The organism is Nocardia sp. NPDC059177 (genome assembly GCF_042755165.1).
In the GTDB taxonomy this organism is placed as follows: domain Bacteria; phylum Actinomycetota; class Actinomycetes; order Mycobacteriales; family Mycobacteriaceae; genus Nocardia.
Genome location: NZ_JBHZBX010000005.1, coordinates 98,619 through 113,973, shown reverse-complemented (window position 1 = coordinate 113,973; position 15,355 = coordinate 98,619). Strand labels below are relative to the sequence as shown.

At 69.2% G+C, this 15,355-nt stretch carries 14 protein-coding genes; 5 read left to right on the top strand and 9 right to left on the bottom strand.

What is annotated here, in order from left to right:
• Nucleotides 1–65: 65 nt before the first annotated feature.
• Together ACFXK0_RS08475 and ACFXK0_RS08470 are read left to right on the top strand one after the other, a co-directional pair.
• Entirely contained in the window at nt 66–1,355 is a 1,290-nt protein-coding gene (locus tag ACFXK0_RS08475; protein ID WP_379409324.1) for a PucR family transcriptional regulator, read from the top strand.
• A 95-nt stretch (nt 1,356–1,450) separates the two neighbouring features.
• Nucleotides 1,451–2,182, top strand: a complete 732-nt coding sequence (locus ACFXK0_RS08470; RefSeq protein ID WP_379409322.1) for an ATP-binding cassette domain-containing protein — start codon at nt 1,451–1,453, stop codon at nt 2,180–2,182.
• Here ACFXK0_RS08470 and ACFXK0_RS08465 read toward each other — a convergent pair.
• Nucleotides 2,166–2,477 carry a hypothetical protein gene (locus ACFXK0_RS08465; RefSeq protein ID WP_379409321.1) on the bottom strand — a complete coding sequence of 104 codons (312 nt, stop codon included), beginning with the start codon at nt 2,475–2,477 and terminating at the stop codon, nt 2,166–2,168. The two genes, ACFXK0_RS08470 and ACFXK0_RS08465, sit on opposite strands and share 17 nt — an antisense overlap.
• Before the next feature lie 197 nt (nt 2,478–2,674).
• Between ACFXK0_RS08465 and ACFXK0_RS08460 the strand changes: the two genes are divergently transcribed.
• Nucleotides 2,675–3,574 (top strand): class I SAM-dependent methyltransferase, encoded by a 900-nt coding sequence (locus tag ACFXK0_RS08460; protein WP_379409319.1) that lies wholly within the window; start codon nt 2,675–2,677, stop codon nt 3,572–3,574.
• Nucleotides 3,575–3,997: 423 nt separating this feature from the next.
• Here ACFXK0_RS08460 and fadD11 read toward each other — a convergent pair whose 3' ends face one another.
• From fadD11 to ACFXK0_RS08425, 7 genes are read right to left on the bottom strand one after another with little or no spacing between them, the layout of a single operon-like run.
• Nucleotides 3,998–5,797 carry a fatty acid--CoA ligase FadD11 gene (fadD11, locus tag ACFXK0_RS08455; protein ID WP_379409318.1) on the bottom strand — a complete coding sequence of 600 codons (1,800 nt, stop codon included), beginning with the start codon at nt 5,795–5,797 and terminating at the stop codon, nt 3,998–4,000.
• A 21-nt stretch (nt 5,798–5,818) separates the two neighbouring features.
• On the bottom strand, nt 5,819–6,754 hold the full coding sequence (locus tag ACFXK0_RS08450) for an alpha/beta hydrolase (RefSeq protein WP_379409317.1): 936 nt from the start codon (nt 6,752–6,754) through the stop codon (nt 5,819–5,821).
• Nucleotides 6,751–7,632, bottom strand: a complete 882-nt coding sequence (locus tag ACFXK0_RS08445) for a short-chain dehydrogenase/reductase (protein WP_379409315.1) — start codon at nt 7,630–7,632, stop codon at nt 6,751–6,753. The genes ACFXK0_RS08450 and ACFXK0_RS08445 overlap by 4 nt, the downstream gene beginning before the upstream one ends.
• Nucleotides 7,632–9,092: a flavin-containing monooxygenase gene (locus ACFXK0_RS08440; protein ID WP_379409314.1), complete on the bottom strand. Its 1,461-nt coding sequence runs from the start codon at nt 9,090–9,092 to the stop codon at nt 7,632–7,634. Before ACFXK0_RS08440 ends, ACFXK0_RS08445 begins: the two co-directional genes overlap by 1 nt.
• A gap of 2 nt (nt 9,093–9,094) precedes the next feature.
• Nucleotides 9,095–10,582 carry an aldehyde dehydrogenase family protein gene (locus tag ACFXK0_RS08435; RefSeq protein ID WP_379409312.1) on the bottom strand — a complete coding sequence of 496 codons (1,488 nt, stop codon included), beginning with the start codon at nt 10,580–10,582 and terminating at the stop codon, nt 9,095–9,097.
• Nucleotides 10,583–10,610: 28 nt separating this feature from the next.
• Nucleotides 10,611–11,699, bottom strand: a complete 1,089-nt coding sequence (locus ACFXK0_RS08430; protein ID WP_379409310.1) for a PDR/VanB family oxidoreductase — start codon at nt 11,697–11,699, stop codon at nt 10,611–10,613.
• A complete protein-coding gene (locus tag ACFXK0_RS08425) occupies nt 11,696–12,589 on the bottom strand; it encodes a metal-dependent hydrolase (protein WP_379409309.1) in 894 nt (297 codons plus the stop codon). Before ACFXK0_RS08425 ends, ACFXK0_RS08430 begins: the two co-directional genes overlap by 4 nt.
• Before the next feature lie 96 nt (nt 12,590–12,685).
• Here ACFXK0_RS08425 and ACFXK0_RS08420 point away from each other — a divergent pair, with 96 nt between their 5' ends.
• Together ACFXK0_RS08420 and ACFXK0_RS08415 are read left to right on the top strand one after the other, a co-directional pair.
• Nucleotides 12,686–13,300 (top strand): TetR/AcrR family transcriptional regulator, encoded by a 615-nt coding sequence (locus ACFXK0_RS08420; RefSeq protein WP_379409308.1) that lies wholly within the window; start codon nt 12,686–12,688, stop codon nt 13,298–13,300.
• 59 nt (nt 13,301–13,359) lie between these two features.
• A complete protein-coding gene (locus ACFXK0_RS08415; RefSeq protein WP_379409519.1) occupies nt 13,360–14,370 on the top strand; it encodes a TIGR03617 family F420-dependent LLM class oxidoreductase in 1,011 nt (336 codons plus the stop codon).
• A gap of 13 nt (nt 14,371–14,383) precedes the next feature.
• Here the strand turns inward: ACFXK0_RS08415 and ACFXK0_RS08410 are convergent, their stop codons facing one another.
• Nucleotides 14,384–15,355 (bottom strand): antibiotic biosynthesis monooxygenase, encoded by a 972-nt coding sequence (locus tag ACFXK0_RS08410; protein WP_379409307.1) that lies wholly within the window; start codon nt 15,353–15,355, stop codon nt 14,384–14,386.

Sequence of the window (15,355 nt, the reverse complement as noted above, 5' to 3'; positions counted from 1 at the left end):
GCTCACCTCGACAGCACACCCACGCCCACCGGGCAGGCACCTCGGCTCGACCACCACGCCGCGCAGTGAGGACGGCGCGCCCTGGCACGGAACGCCGTGGTGAATCGACCACCGCCGCCGACAAGGCCCTCGCCCTCGAGTGGCTGACCGCCTTCGCCCAGCGGATGCGCAGCGAGTCGGCGAGCGAACTGGTGCTGGCCGCGGTCGATGCCGCGATCCAGGAGACCTTCCCCCACTACCTCACCGATGCCGAACTCCATCGGGAAGTCCGCGCGGCCACCAGGGCGCACTGGCTGAGTTTTCTCGCGGTGATCGGCCGCACGCATTTCGAGGCGCACCCGCCGACCGAAGCCGTCGACGGTGCCCGCACCGTCGCGCGCCGCGGCTACGGCGTGGACATGCTGCTCAAGTCCTATCGTGCCGCCCAGCGCGGGCTGTGGCGCTACATCACGCGGGTGCTGCACCAGCAGATCCCCGATGCCGAGCTGCGCGGGCTGGTCCTGGTCACCTTCTGGGAACGCAGCACGCTGTGGCTCGACACCTGCCTCGACGACATCGTCGCCGCGTACATGGACGAGCACGAGTACCACACGCGCAGCGCCGACGCCCATCGCGCCGAGACCGTCCAGGCCATTCTGCGCGGGGAGCCCGCGCCGACGGCCGATTCCCCCGACCATCTCGATCATCGGATGGACGACTATCAGACGGCCCTGGTCCTGTGGACCGACCGCGAGGTGCCCGCCCGGCAGGCCGGACACATGTTGCGCGAGCACGCGAACCGGGTCGCCGAGGCACTCGGCGCCGCGCCGCCGCTGCTTGTCGACAGTGGCGCGCACGGCTTGTGGGCCTGGGTCGGCACCCGGCATCGCCCGGCCGTCGCCGAGCTGCCCACACCGCCGATCCCGCACATCCACCTCGCCGTCGGCACCCCGGCGCCCGGCGTGGACGGTTTTCGCCGCAGCTATCTGGAAGCCCGTGCGGCGCACCGGATCGCGACCAGCGCCCGCATCGCCGCACCGGTCACCGCCTACCAGGACGTCGACCTGGTCTGCCTGCTCACCGGCGACGGCAATCTCGACTCCGTCCGCGCCCTCATCGCACGCGAACTCGGCCCACTGGCCGACCGCAGCGAGCCGGTGGCCCGCCTGCGCGACACGGTGCGCGAATTCCTGTGCAGCGGAGGCGGTATCGGCGCCACAGCGGCCCGTCTCGGCGTCCACGCCAACACCATCCGCTACCGCCTCCAGCAGGCGGAACGCCGCCTGGGCCACCCGATCGAAACCCGCCGCGTCCACATCGAGCTGGCCCTGCGCTGCCTACTGATCTTCGGCGACGATCTCCTCCCCGCGGCGTAGTCGGGCCCGGCGGCGAGCTCCGGCGGCCATGCCCGCATGCCGACCCAGCCCTAGGCTGTGATGAACCGATCCTGCCCCTTCCAGAAAGCCGGCTCATGACCACGGAACTGCGTCGCCTCACCGTCCGGATCGACAACGACCGGTGGCAGGAGACCGTGCTGGCGGAGGTGGACCTCGTCGTGCCGCGTGGCCGGATCACCGCCGTTCTCGGCGGGCCCGGCGCCGGTAAGACCATGCTGGCCGCAGCGCTCACCGGCAGGCTGCCGTCGACGGCGCGATGCCAGGGGCAGGTCGTCGTCGATGGTGTGGTGATCGCACCGGATCAGGGGCCGCTGCCGGAAGATGTCGTCGGCTACGTACCTCAGGAAGGTGTGGCCGCCTTCGACTCCCAGCTGACCGTCGGCTCCCAGTTTCGCGCATCGGAGCAGCGCCACGGCGCATGGACGATCGAAAGAGCCTGCGCCGCAGCACATTACCCCGTCGACGCACTCGAGCTGCTCCCCGGCCAGCACTCCGGCGGCCAGATCCAGCGCGCCGCCCTCGCCGCAGCCCTGCTCCCCGCCCCACCAATCCTCGTCGCGGACGGCCCGGCCAACTCCCTCGACGCGGGCACGTCCTACGGAGTCTGGACATCACTGCGTGCCTACGCCGATTCCGGCGCCGCAGTACTCGCGATCAGCAACGAGGTCCGCCTACTGACCACCGGCGGTTTCGCCGACCACCTCGTAGTCCTGCACGAAGGCCGGATCCTCGACCAGGGCCCCACCACCCACCTGGCCGCCTCCCCCGACCCCTACGTCCGGGCCCTGATCAACTCCGGCCGCTGACCACGAATCCCGGTGCACACGAACCCGAATCGCCTGCCTCGGTGACCGCCCCGATCTCGTTGCGGCCCTGTGCCGTAACCACCGCGTCACCGGTCATCGGAGTAGCATCCACCGGCCCCTTCCATCCGCACCAGCCACCACATTCGGCAACGGTCTGACTGCACACCCGGCCATCGGCGAACTGCGCCGTGATCAACCGGGCGCGGGCCGGATGACCACAGATCGGGCAGGCACCGAAGTAGTTGAGAACGTCCTGAACCTCCGCGGCAACGACGGTGCGTGAGCGTTCGGCCATATTCGGGTCCTCCCTGACATCGAAAGCCTAGGTGGCGAAAGGCCTGACTCCGGCCGAATCAGACGTGTCGGTCACCGGCGACTCGCTCGACACCGCCCGCCGCGGCACCGAGCACACGGTAGCAGGTCAGCTCGAGGCTGGCGTATCCTCTATACCATCGCGTGACGCACCGCCTGAGGCTGTGGCATCGTGGCTTCATGAATCGGCGTCGCATCGACCACCGACCCAGCCTGTCAGCTCAATTCAATGCCGCACAACGCGCTGCGGAGTCGCTTCAACCCGTAGATCGACGACTGCTCGATGATCGGTACTCGCGCATGTACGCCGGACGGTTTGCTCCACTGCTGGCTTTCCCGCCCCTTGCGCGTGCCGCGCTGCTGGCGTCGGACCACTACTACACAGGCCTTCATTCCCACGTCGTTCTGCGGGTCCGATACACCGACGATGCTTGCCGTCGAGCGATTGCCACCGGCATCGATCAGATCGTCCTGCTGGGGGCGGGCTTCGATACCACCAGCCTTCGGATCAAGGATGTCGGCGTATCGATATTCGAGGTCGATGCACCGTCGACCCAACTCGAGAAACTTCGTCTCAACGACAGCAACGACATCCCTGCTGATTCTCGGGTCCGATGGGTTCCTTGCGATTTCGAACACGACTCGTTGCCCGAACGTCTTACCGAAGCCGGGTTCGACCCTTCGCGGCGGTGTTTGGTGACCTGGATCGGGGTCAGCTTCTACCTGACTCCAGAGGCGTTCGAGCGTACCGTCGCGGATCTCGCGGAATTGTCCGCGCCCGGTAGCCGATTGATTCTCGATTACGGCGACCCTGAAATCGTCACCGGTGATCATGTCATCGCTGGGGCTCGCCGTACCGCCAGGTCAGGCCGGTACGGTGGTGAACCGTACCGCAGTGGCTTCACGCCACGAGGTTTGACGACTTTGTTGGCCAAATACGACTTCGCTGAATGCGATCACGCACGGATACCAGATCTGGCGAGGCGATACGCACTTGGCGGGCAATTCCCGTACTCGACCGACGACTGGATAGGAATCGTCACGGTCCAGCGTTTCGATTCCGATCACCGTGAGACGTAACCACGCCGACATCTCCTGACCTGTACGCGCACCCCGTGTTGGCAGCCGCCGCGACCGAGTCCACACCCCCGCCGGCGAACGACCGGTAGTACGAGCGCGCCGTGGCTGTGCGAATCGTCTCCGCGATCACCTGGGGAGGCTCCCGATGCGTCCGTGGTGGCGGCGCAGTTCGCGGTACTGGCGGTGGCGTCGGCCGCCGGGGCGGTGGCGGGGTCGGCCTGGAGTCGGTCCGTGGCGCGAACCGGTCGACCAGCGGCACCAGCCCCGCCAGATACCCGATCGGCCCGCACGCCAGGGCGGTCCCGATCACCGCCGCCGAGGTGCCCAGCGAACCGGCGACCTCGGCGACGGCGGGGTGCAGCACCCGGATGCACGAATCCGGCGGGAAACAGACGGCACCGTCGGCCGTCTGTCCCGGTGCGATCAGGCCGGTTCGAGGACGTCCTCGCCCGGGTTCTCGGCGTAGAGGGCAGCGATCTCGGCGGCGTACTTCTCCGCGATCACCTTGCGCTTGAGCTTCATGGTCAGGGTCACCTCGTCGCCGCCGGCTTCCCAGAACACCGGCAGGATCCGGAACCGCTTGACCTGCTCGACCCGCGCCAGCTTCGTGTTGCCCGCAGCCACTCCGGCGGCGATCTGCTTGACCACTTCCGGGTCGACGGCCAGTGCCGCGGCCGAGGCGTCGGCCAGATTGTGTTGTGCCGCATACGGTTCCGCGCTCTCGGCGTCGAGCACGATCAGCGCGGTGTTGTAGGGCCGTCCGTCGCCGATGGTGGCCATGGCGCCGATCAGCGGGGTCGCCGCCTTGATCGCGTGCTCGATGGTGGTCGGCGACATGTTCTTGCCGGAGGCGTTGATGATGAGTTCCTTCTTGCGGTCGACCACCCGCAGGTAGCCGTCCTCGTCGACGGTCACCACGTCACCGGTGCTCAGCCAGCCGTCGGCGTCGACGGCCTCGGCGGTCTTCTCCGGCTCGCCGCGGTAGCCCTTCATCACCAGCGGGCCACGCACCAGCAGTTCCCCGTCCTCGGCGATCCGCGACTCCATGCCGGCCAGCAGTTTGCCGACGGTGCCGAGGCGGGTGTCGTCCGGGTGGCTGACGCTGCAGATGCACGACAGCTCCGACATGCCCCAGATCTCGGAGATCGGCACGCCGAGTCCGGCGAAGAAGCCGAGGGTCTGCGGCGGGATCGGCGCGGCGCCCGACAGCGCGAACCGCACCCGGTCGAAACCGAGCTTGGCGCGCAGCTTCGACAGCACGAGTTCGTCGGCCTTGGCCCATTCCGCGGCCACCTCGTCGGGGATGGGCTGCCCGGCCAGCTGGTATCCGCTGCGCTTGGCACCCACCGCCAGTGCCCACTGCATACCCTGCTTGCGGGTCTCGTCGGGCTCGTTGGCGACCACGAATTCGATTGCGGCCTTGAGCTTCTCCCACACCCGCGGCACCGCGCCCCAGATGGTCGGGCGCAGATCCGCCAGCGCGCCAACGATGAGTTTCGGGTCCGACACCGCGGTGACCTGCGTGCCGAACACCTCCTGGAGGTAGAGCGCGGTGAGCCGGTCGGCGATGTGGGCGCTCGGCATGAACGAGGTGATCGAGTCACCGAACTCGAAGCCGAGCACGTCGCCGAGGCTGAAGGCCTGGAACATCAGGTTCGCGTGGGTGGTCTCGACACCCTTGGGGTTGCCGGTGGTGCCCGAGGTGTAGATCAGGGTGGCCACGTCCTCGGCCTCGACCGCGCGCCAGGCGGCGTCGAAATCGAAATCGGCCGCGCCACCGGCGATCATCTCCGCCACCGGCACGGTCCCCTCGACCGCCTCGTCGACACAGACGATGTGATCGAGCGCCACGCCGCTCTCGCGCACCCGCGCCACGTACTGCGGCTCGCAGATCACCACGCGCGCACCGGCATTGCCGAGAACGTGGGCGAGCTGGTCGGCGGAGAGCGTGTTGTAGACCGAGAACGAGGTGGCGCCGATGTGCTGGGCGCCCACCTCGAGGGGATAGAACTCGACGCGGTTGCCCATCATCAGCGCGACGGTGTCGCCGCGCCGCACACCGAGGGCGGCCAGACCGGCCGCGGCGTCGCGGACCCCGGCGGCGTATTCGCGCCAGGTCGCGGTCTGGGTGTCGCCCGGGGTGCGCAACGCGACGGCGTCGGGGTCGATGGCCGCGTTGTACTGGAATGCGGCACAGAGGGTTTCGAAACGTGGTGTCGACATGATGTGGAGTCTTTCCGTCTGTCAGACCGCGGTCGCGGCTTCGGTGTCGAGGAGAGAAGTGACGAATCGGCCCGCGGCGCCGAAGGCGAACCTGGCCTCGGGGGCGAGCGCGGGCATGACCTGGAACACGTGCATCTGATCGGCCCACACCTGTAGCTCGCACGCCGCCCCCGCGCGGCGCAGCCGGGCCGCGAGTTCGATGGCATCGGCGGCGAAGTACTCCGCGCCGCCGGTCTGGATCAGGGTGGGCGGCAGGTTCGTTCCGTGTTCGGGCCGCAGTTCGAGCTGTTCGCTGGTGAAGTGGGCGACCGCTTTGAGCGAGAGCGCGTAGGAGATCACCCCGTCACGATTGCGGTCACCGGTGTGTGCGATCCGCAGTCCGAGATCGGCCATCGGCGAGAACAGCACCAGCCCGGCCGGTGCGGGTCCGCGTCGGCCCGCCGTGGTGACGACGAGGTCGGCGGCGAGGAAGCCACCGGCCGAATCGCCGGCCACCACGATCCGGTCCGGCGCGTATCCGCGTCCCAGCAGCCAGCGGTAGGCCCGCGCGACGTCGAGCTGGGCGCACGGGCTCGGATGTTCCGGCGCCAGGCGGTAGTCGACGACGAACACCGGCGTGCGGGTCGCCGTCGACAGCCGTGAGGCCACCCCGCGATACGCGGCGACCGAGCCCGCGACGAAGCCGCCGCCGTGCACGTACAGGATCACCGCGTCGGTGCGCATCGCCTTAGGCCCGGTGACGAACTCACCGCGCACCCCGTCGTGGTCGCGGCGGTGCACGACCGTGCCCGGCAGGCTCGGCCCGACGATCCGCATCGCGGCGTCGATGACCAGCCGCGCCACCGGCAGGGTCGCGGTGTTGACCGGCAGTGCCGCCGCCAGCGGCCGCACCGTCTGCTCGGCGAACAACCGCGCGGCCCTGGCCCGCAACGACCCGCGCGCGGCCGGGGTTCTCATCCGATGGTCCGTTGCTCGACCCGCTCGAGCAGGTCCTTGACCTTTCCGCTGCCGGCCAGTTGCGCGTCCAGCACCACGTTGACCGCACCGCGCAGCAGCGCGTACGGCTCCCACCCGGCGGGGGCGATGGTCCGCGCCGCGCGCCGCGCGATCCCGTCGGCGATCACGGTCGCGGCCTGCTCGGCGCTGATCCGCACGTTCAACGGCCAGGGCAGCAGTTCGTCGAGTTCCCGGCCGAGATCGTCGCGGTCGAACATGGCGTGGGTCATCTCGGTGTCGACGACACCGAAATAGGCGACCCCGGCGCTGGCTCCGGCCGCGGCGAGCTCGACTCGCAGCGCGCGCCCGAACTGCTCGACCGCGGCCTTGCTCATCATGTACGGCGACCCGCCCATGCCCGGCGCGAACGACGCGCACGACGAGATGACCACGACATGCCCGCTCGCCGCGATGACGTGGTCCAGCGCCGGATGCACGGTGTTGAAGCAGCCTTCGAGGTTGATCGCCAGCACGCGATCGAAGTCGCCGGGGTCCATCGTGCGCACGGTCGCCGGTTTCGGGGTGACCCCGGCATTGGCCACCACGACATCGAGATGCCCGAAGGATGCCACGGCGAGCTCGGTGGCGGCGGCCATCGCCGCACGGTCGCGCACGTCGGCCCCGACGGCCAGCGCGCGCGAGCCGAGCCCCGCCGCGGCGGCCTCGGCGGCGACCGCGTCGACATCGACGACGACCACGAAAGCGCCACGCGCGTACAGGATCTCGGCCAGCTCCCGGCCGATCCCCTGGCCGGCGCCGGTGATCAGCACCGTCTTGTTACGCACGTCGTAGGACCGGCGGCCGAACAGGCCGAGCGGGTTGAACGCGGACAGCTCCATCAGGCACTCACCTCGTAGGACTCGGCGTCGAAGGCGCTGGTGCGTTTGCGGTACTCGAAACTCCAGCTCGGGTACAGACCGGCATTGCGCCCGTCCGGTGTCGTGTAATAGCTGTCGCAGCCACCGGTGAGCCACACCGTGGACTGGCTGCGGCGGTGCATCTCCTCGATGAACTCGTCCTGGGCCCGGTGCCGGACCTCCACCCGGTGCGCGCCCTGGTCACGCAGGGTGTTCAGCGCGTCGACGATGTAGGCGACCTGGGATTCGATCATGAAGATCGCCGACTGGTTACCGACCGCGCCGAACGGGCCGAGGGTGAGGAAGAAGTTGGGGAACCCGGCGATGGCGGTGCCCAGGTAGGTCTTGCGGTGTTTCCGCATGAGGTCACCGACCGAGGCTTCCTCGTTGCCGACGATGCGGTCGTAGACCGAGGGCGCGGTGTCGAATCCGGTGCCGTAGATGATCGTGTCGGCCGGGATCTCGACCCCGGCGCGGGTCACGACCGAGCGTGGCCGCACCTCGGCGATGCCGTCGGTCACCACGTCGACATTGTCCTGGTCGAGGGCGGGCAGATAGGCGTCGGAGAAGATCGCCCGCTTGCAGCCGATCATGTAGTCCGGGGTCAGCGTCTTGCGCAGCTGCGGGTCACGCACCTGACGGCGCAGCTGCCAGCGGCCGAGCAGTTCGTAGGGGTGCCGGAACCGGTTGTCGACGAAGCCGACCAGCCCGAACCCTTCGATCGCCGCGTACCAGGCACCGCGTACTGCCTTGCCCGCCAGAGGAATCCGGCGCAGCAGGAAACGTTCGAGGTCCAGTGTCGACCGGTCCATCCGGGGGATGATCCACGGCGCGGACCGCTGGAAGACGGTGAGCGCGGCCACCTTCGGCTGGATCTCCGGGATGAACTGCACCGCCGAGGCGCCGGTGCCGATCACCACGACTCGTTCGCCGGTGAGGTCGTGCTCGTGCTCCCAGTGCAGCGAGTGGAAGGTCTTGCCCGCGAAGGTGTCCAGACCGGGCAGCGTCGGGTACTTGGCTTCGGCGAAGATGCCCGCGGCCGAGATCAGGTAGTCGGCGGTGAGCGTGCCGCCGGAGGTCTCGAGCCGCCACAGCGAGCGCTTCTCGTCCCAGCGGGCGTCGAGCAGTTCGGTGTTGAGCCGGATGTGGCGGACGACGTCGAAGTCCGCCGCCACCGACCGGAGATAGGCCAGGATCTCCGACTGCTTGCCGTAGGTCCGCGACCAGTCCGGATTGGGCGCGAAGGAGTAGCTGTAGAGCTGGGAGGGCACATCGCACGCGCAGCCCGGGTAGGTATTGGCCTGCCAGGTCCCGCCCAGGTCGGCGGCGCGTTCGATGATCGTCAGATCGTCGAAGCCGGCCTCGCGCAGTTTGATCGCGAGGGCGATGCCGCCGAATCCGGCACCGATCACGACGATGTGACGGTGTTCGGTTGCTGCCATGGTTACCGATTCCTTCCGTGCAGCACGGTGACCAGGCGATCGACGATCGCGTCGGTGGTCTCGCTGCGGGTGAACGTGGTCAGGGCCAGCGGCAGCGGGAAGCGCTGCCGCGTGGTCGCCTTGGCGTAGGTGAATTCCTTGAGTCCGTCGGCGCCGTGCACGCGACCGAAGCCGGAGTCGCCGATGCCGCCCAGCGGCAGGCTGGTGATGGTGGCGTGGGCGACATAGGCATTGATGGAGGTGCCGCCGGTGCGCAGCCGGTCGGCGATCCGCTTGCCGTTGTGCCGGGAGAACACGGTGCTGCCCAGCCCGTACGCGCCGGCGTTGGTGCGTTCGATCGCCTCGTCCATGTCGCGGACGCGGGACACGGTGAGGGTGGGGCCGAAGGTCTCCTCGGTGATCGCGGCAGCGTCCTCGGGAACGTCGACCAGGATGGTCGGTTGCACGAACTGCCCGTCGATCGCGCCGGCACCCCCCAGCAGTGCCCGCGCGCCGCGTGCCAGCGCGTCCTCGATGTGGTGGCGGATGATCCCGATCTGCTTGGGCATGGTGATCGGGCCGATCTTCGCGGTCCCTGTCCCGGCCCGCAGCTCGGCCGCGCGGGCCACCAGTTCGGTCAGGAACTCGTCGTATACGTCGGTGTGTACGTACACCCGTTCCACACCCAGACAGGTCTGGCCGGCGTTCGACATCCCGCCCCAGACCGCGGCGTCGGCGGCCGCGGCCAGATCGGCGTCGGCGTCGACGATCAGCGCGTCCTTGCCGCCGAGCTCCATGAGCACCGGCGTCAGGGTCTCCGCGCACGCGGCCATGACCCGCTTGCCGGTAGCGGTGGACCCGGTGAAGCCGATCTTGCCGACCCCGGACCGGCACAGCGCCGCACCCGTTCCGCCCAAACCGGTGATCACCTGGAACACCGGCTGTTCCGGCACCACCTCGGCGAAGCGCTCCGCCAGCCACAGCCCGACCCCCGGGGTGTATTCGCTCGGCTTGAACACCACCGCGTTGCCCGCGGCGAGCGCGAACGACACCGACCCCAGCGGGGTGAACACCGGATAGTTCCACGGTCCGATCACCCCGACCACGCCGAACGGACGGTACTCGAGTGTGCATTCCTGGTTCATCGACAGCAGATTCGGCCGGACCTGACGCGGTCCGAGAACCCGACGCGCATTGGCCGCCGCCCAGGCCAGATGTTCGAGCGCCATGGCGATCTCGAGCTTGGCGTCGGAGAGCGGCTTGCCCATCTCCTCGTGTATGATCCGCGCGAGTTCGCCGCGCCCCCTGGTGATCTCGCCGCGCCAGGCATCCAGCCGGCGGGCCCGCTCGGTGAAGCCCAGTCCGGCCCACCAGTCCCCCGCCCCGCGCGCCGTGGCGACGGTGGCCTCGACCTCGGCGGTGTCGAAGATCCGGTAGCTGCCGACCACCGCGCCGGTCGCCGGGGAGACGACGTCGAACGAGGTGTCGAGCTGCAGTGTTGTTCGCCCCATGTGGACGACCTTTCTGATTCGGCCCTGCTCAGAGATCGAGGACGAGGGAGTCGCCTGCCGCGCGAGAGACGCAGGTCAGCATGTGCGAGCCGCGCTCGCCGTCGAGGAGTTTGCGGTCGCGGTGCTCGACCGCGCCGGCCAGGACGCCGACCTTGCAGGTGCCGCAGAAGCCCTGCCTGCACGAGTACACCGCGTCCGGGCGCACCCGGGTGATGGCGGCCAGCGCGGTCTCGTCGGCGCCGACCCGGACGGTGGTCCCCGATCGGGCCAGCGTCACCTCGAATTCGCGGCCGTCGACCACCGGCAGCGCGGAGAAGCGTTCGGTGTGCAGCGAACCGGTCGGATTGACCGCGAAGGCATGGCGTTGCGCGGCGTCGAGCACCGGCGGCGGACCGCAGACGTAGATCGACGCGCCCGCCTCGGCGCGAGCGAGCAGCGCGCCGAGCTCGGGGGCGCCGGACTCGTCGTCCGGACGGATCTCGACCCGGCCACGACCGCCGTCGAGCGCGGCGAGCTGGTCGAGGAACGGCATCGTCGATCGGGAACGTCCGAGGTAGATCAGCTGCCAGCGGGCACCGGCGCGGGCCGCCGCCCGGACCATGGGCAGGATCGGCGTGATCCCGATCCCGGCCGCGACGAACAGATACGAGGGGGCAGCGATGAAATCGAACGCATTGCGCGGGCCCCGGATCCGCAGGGTCGCGCCGACCGTGAGCTGGTCGTGCACCTCGATGGAGCCGCCGTCACCGTCGGCGATGCGCCGCACCGCGATCCGGTAGTGGTGGTGGTCCTCGGGGTCACCGCACAGCGAGTACTGACGCTGGCGGCCCGAGGGCAGCACGAGATCGAGGTGCGAACCGGGCCGCCACGCGGGCAGTGCGTCGCCGGTCGGCGAGGACAGCGTCAGGCAGACGACGTCCTGCGCGATCGTCTCGATCCGGCTGATCGTGAGCGGGATCTCGAAACCGCTGTGCCGCACCGGGTTCGGCCGCGAGATCAAGGTCGCGGCCGGGCCTTCGACGAACAGCTGCCGGTAGCCGTCGACGACGACGCCCAGCGCGCGCAACGCGGCCGGTGGGGTGTAGTGGCGCGCCATCGTGTCCACCGGGGCGGTCATTGCTCGGCCGCGCGGGCCGCGGGTGAGTGCGCGAGGTAGCGCAGTGCGCGGTCCATCGGGCCCAGCTGTGACGGGTGGAAACCCGGGCGCAGGTAGCGCGGGATCTCGCTGAAGAACAGCCCGAAGTTCGGCACGATGCCGCGCGCGGTCGCCCGCACCAGCTGCACCGGCCAGAACGGGCCTTTACGCGGTGAGGGGTCCTTGGCGTACAGGTAGGCCGAGGCGACCATGAAGGTGGCCAGCAGCGCGGTACTGGCGGCGACCGCGGTGCGCGCCTTGCGCACATAACCACCGTCGACGTACATGTAGGCGTCGTAGACCACGCTGCGGTGCTCGACTTCCTCGGCGCCGTGCCAGCGGATCAGGTCCAGCATGGTCGGATCCATGCCGAGGCCCTCGAATTTGTCGTTCTCCAGCAGCCATTCGCCGATGACGGCGGTGTAGTGCTCCATCCCGGCGAACAGCGCGAGCCGTTCCTTGAGCCATTCCTCCTTGGCCCGGCCGGTCAGGCCGTGATCGCCGAGGATGCGGTCGACGAACCAGGCGAAGGTCTGCACCATCGAGTCGACGTCGAGGCCGATGGACTGCAGGTGGTCGCGGGCGCCGGCGTGGCTGCTGGCATGCATCGTCTCCTGACCGACGAAGCCCTGCACCTCCTCGCGCAGTCGCTGGTCGTCGATGTAGGGCAGGGCCTCGGCGAGTGCCTGCGCCATCGCCCGTTCGCCTTCCGGCAGTACCAGGTGCATGACATTGATGACGTGCGTCGCGAAGACCTCGCCGGGGATGTAGTGCATCGGCACATCACCGAAGTCGAAGTGCACGTCCCGAGCATTGATCGCGTGCGCTTCCTCGCGGTGATGACGCCTCGTTGCGTCAGCGGAGTGAGCCATGCCTCAACCGTACGATGCGACACAAAGGATTGCAATGTTGCAGCGACAAATTCTGTAGATATGTTGCAAAGGCCCGGGAGTTGGTACCGTGGCAGCATGACCGCCGCGCCTGTCACCTCGACGAATGCCCCCGAAACCGACGATTCCGCGGCGGCACGCATTCTCGACGCGGCGCTCGTCCAGTTCGGCCAGGTCGGCGTCAAGAAGACGACCGTCGAGGACATCGCCCGGCAGGCGGGTGTCGACCGCGCCACCGTCTACCGCCGGGTCGGTTCCCGCGACGACGTGGTCACCGCCGTGTTCGCCCGCGAGGTCGCGCGCGTGCTCACCGATCTGAAGGCCCTGCCGGACAAACACGACAACCTCGACGATCTCGTCGCCGACATCCTGGTGACCGTGGTCGGCAGCTGGCGCGATCACCCGCTGGTCCAGCGCCTGCTGGTGCTCGAGCCCGACCGCGTGATGCCGCACCTCACCACCGAGAGCGGGCCGACGGTCGCGATGTCGATCCTGACCACCGAGGCCATCCTGCGCGATGCGGTCACCGCCGGGCTGCTGGCCGAGCCGCCGGACATGCTGGCACGCGCCGAAGTGCTGTGCCGCGTGGTGCATTCGATGATCCTGGCGCCGTCGGGTCTGCTCGAACTGCGCACCGACGAGGATCTGTCCGCGTTCGCGCGCACCTATCTCGTGCCGATCATCACCCGCTGAGCCATTCCGCCCACGGCGGCGCCCGCACTGCCCAGAATGCGAGGATGACTCGCGGACCGATGCAGGTGGATCTCCAACTCGACGGGCGTCCCGGCGACGCCGCGTCCCGGGCGGCGCAGCTGGTGGGCGCAGGCGCCGACGGCCTGTTCACCTTCGAAGGCCCGCACGATGTCTTCCTGCCGCTGGCGCTGGCCGCGGGCACGGTCGCCGCCGACCTGATGACCAATGTCGCCATCGCCCTGCCGCGCAGCCCCCTGCATCTGGCGCATTCCGCCTACGACCTGCACCTGCTGAGCGGTGGCCGGTTCCGGCTCGGGCTCGGTTCCCAGATCCGTCCGCATATCGAGAAGCGCTATGGCGGCACCTGGTCGCGCCCCGCCGCCCGGATGCGCGAGACCGTGCTGGCGGTGCGGGCGATCCTGAGCGCCTGGCAGGACCGGACCCCGTTGCGCTTCGAGGGCGAATTCACCCGGCACACGCTCATGGCGCCCACCTTCGATCCAGGACCCAATCCCTATGGGATGCCGCAGGTCTGCCTCGGCGCGCTCGGTCCGATCATGACCAGGACCGCCGCCGAAGTCGCCGACGGGCTGCTGGTCATGCCGTTCAACAGCGCCCGCCACCTGGCCGAGCGGACCTGGCCCGCGATCGCGGACGGCCTGGACCGGGCCGGGCGCGACCTGACTGATCTGGCCGTCTATCCGCAGGTCATCGTGGCGATGGGACGCACTGCCGCCGAACTCGACGCGGCGTCGGTGGGTGTGCGCCGCCTGCTCGCCTTCTACGGGTCGACCCCCGCCTACCGCCCGGTCCTCGAGGTCGAAGGCTGGGCCGATCTCCAGCCGAAGCTCAACGAGATGTCCAAGCGCGGCGAGGTCGCGGCCATGACCGACCTCGTCGACGAACGGATGCTCGCCACCCTCGCGGTGTACGGCACACCCGAGCAGTGCGCGGCCGCCATCCGGAACCGCTTCGGCGGGTTCGCCGACCGGATCTGTTGCTATTTCCCGGGTTACGCGGTCGCCGACGCGCATATCCGCGACCTGATCACCGCGCTGCGTTCGGCGTGACCACCCGCCAGGCTCACGGCAGGGTCCACCACACCCGGGTCACCAGGTAGAACAACACCGCGGCGAAGGTCAGGAAACCCACCGAGCAGGCGAGTCCGAGCAGATCGGTGCGCGGATCGCGGTGCGGCGACGGTCGCAGCCAGAAGCGCAGCGCGCGGGTGACGATCGGCATCACCACCCAGGTCAGCAGGCTGACCGACAGGATGTTGCCGATCAGCAGGCTGATCCACAGCGGCGCGCCGGGCCAGATCTCGTCGATGGCCAGGGTGAGGATCACGACCGTCGGATACAGGCCGACCAGCACCGACAGCGCGGTCTTCCACGACGCGGGCCCACCCTCTGCACCGGTCTCGGACGGCGGAAACCACGACCCGTACGGGTTGGCGATGCGATGCACCTCGAAGTCGTGGAAGTCCGGCGCCTCGGCGAGCAATGCCTGGCGCTGGGGTGATTCGAGCCAGCGATCGAGGTCCTCGGTCGTGGCGAAGGAGTAGATGATCGTCCAATCGTCCTGCAGGCCGGGGATCGGGCGGTGCAGTTCGGAGCCGCGGAAGCCACGGAATGTCCGTTCGACCTCGGTCACCCGGTCCTGCCAGGCGATGAATTCCGATTCGCGTCCGGCGGCCACCGAATGGGACACGACAGCGGTCACCGCCGCGCCGCCCGGCTCGTCGATCAGCACATGCTGGGTCGCGGGCCGGGCGAAGAACCCGGCGCCGCGGGCGAGGAGTTCGCGGCGGGTAGCGCTGTCGAGCCAGCGTTTCAGGTGGGTGGTGTCGTCGAAGCGGTACACGACCGACCATTCGGAGCGCACGTCACCGGGCGGGGTCACCTCGGCGCCGAGGAATCCGGGGAAACCGGCCGCTGCGTCGTCGACCGCCGCCTGCCAGCGCCGGAACTCGGCTTCGCGACCAGCGCGCGGTTGCTGGGTGACGACCACCGTCGCCGGTGCGGGTCGCGGCGGTGCCGATTCCGAGGCGGACAT

Coding starts and splice junctions, on each gene's coding strand:
- ACFXK0_RS08415 (WP_379409519.1), top strand. CDS start 13,360: ATGCAGGTGGATCTCCAACTCGACGGGCGTCCCGGCGACGCCGCGTCC.
- ACFXK0_RS08430 (WP_379409310.1), bottom strand. CDS start 11,699: ATGACCGCCCCGGTGGACACGATGGCGCGCCACTACACCCCACCGGCC.
- fadD11 (WP_379409318.1), bottom strand. CDS start 5,797: ATGTCGACACCACGTTTCGAAACCCTCTGTGCCGCATTCCAGTACAAC.
- ACFXK0_RS08450 (WP_379409317.1), bottom strand. CDS start 6,754: ATGAGAACCCCGGCCGCGCGCGGGTCGTTGCGGGCCAGGGCCGCGCGG.
- ACFXK0_RS08465 (WP_379409321.1), bottom strand. CDS start 2,477: ATGGCCGAACGCTCACGCACCGTCGTTGCCGCGGAGGTTCAGGACGTT.
- ACFXK0_RS08420 (WP_379409308.1), top strand. CDS start 12,686: ATGACCGCCGCGCCTGTCACCTCGACGAATGCCCCCGAAACCGACGAT.
- ACFXK0_RS08470 (WP_379409322.1), top strand. CDS start 1,451: ATGACCACGGAACTGCGTCGCCTCACCGTCCGGATCGACAACGACCGG.
- ACFXK0_RS08460 (WP_379409319.1), top strand. CDS start 2,675: ATGAATCGGCGTCGCATCGACCACCGACCCAGCCTGTCAGCTCAATTC.
- ACFXK0_RS08440 (WP_379409314.1), bottom strand. CDS start 9,092: ATGGCAGCAACCGAACACCGTCACATCGTCGTGATCGGTGCCGGATTC.
- ACFXK0_RS08435 (WP_379409312.1), bottom strand. CDS start 10,582: ATGGGGCGAACAACACTGCAGCTCGACACCTCGTTCGACGTCGTCTCC.
- ACFXK0_RS08410 (WP_379409307.1), bottom strand. CDS start 15,355: ATGTCCGCCTCGGAATCGGCACCGCCGCGACCCGCACCGGCGACGGTG.
- ACFXK0_RS08425 (WP_379409309.1), bottom strand. CDS start 12,589: ATGGCTCACTCCGCTGACGCAACGAGGCGTCATCACCGCGAGGAAGCG.
- ACFXK0_RS08445 (WP_379409315.1), bottom strand. CDS start 7,632: ATGGAGCTGTCCGCGTTCAACCCGCTCGGCCTGTTCGGCCGCCGGTCC.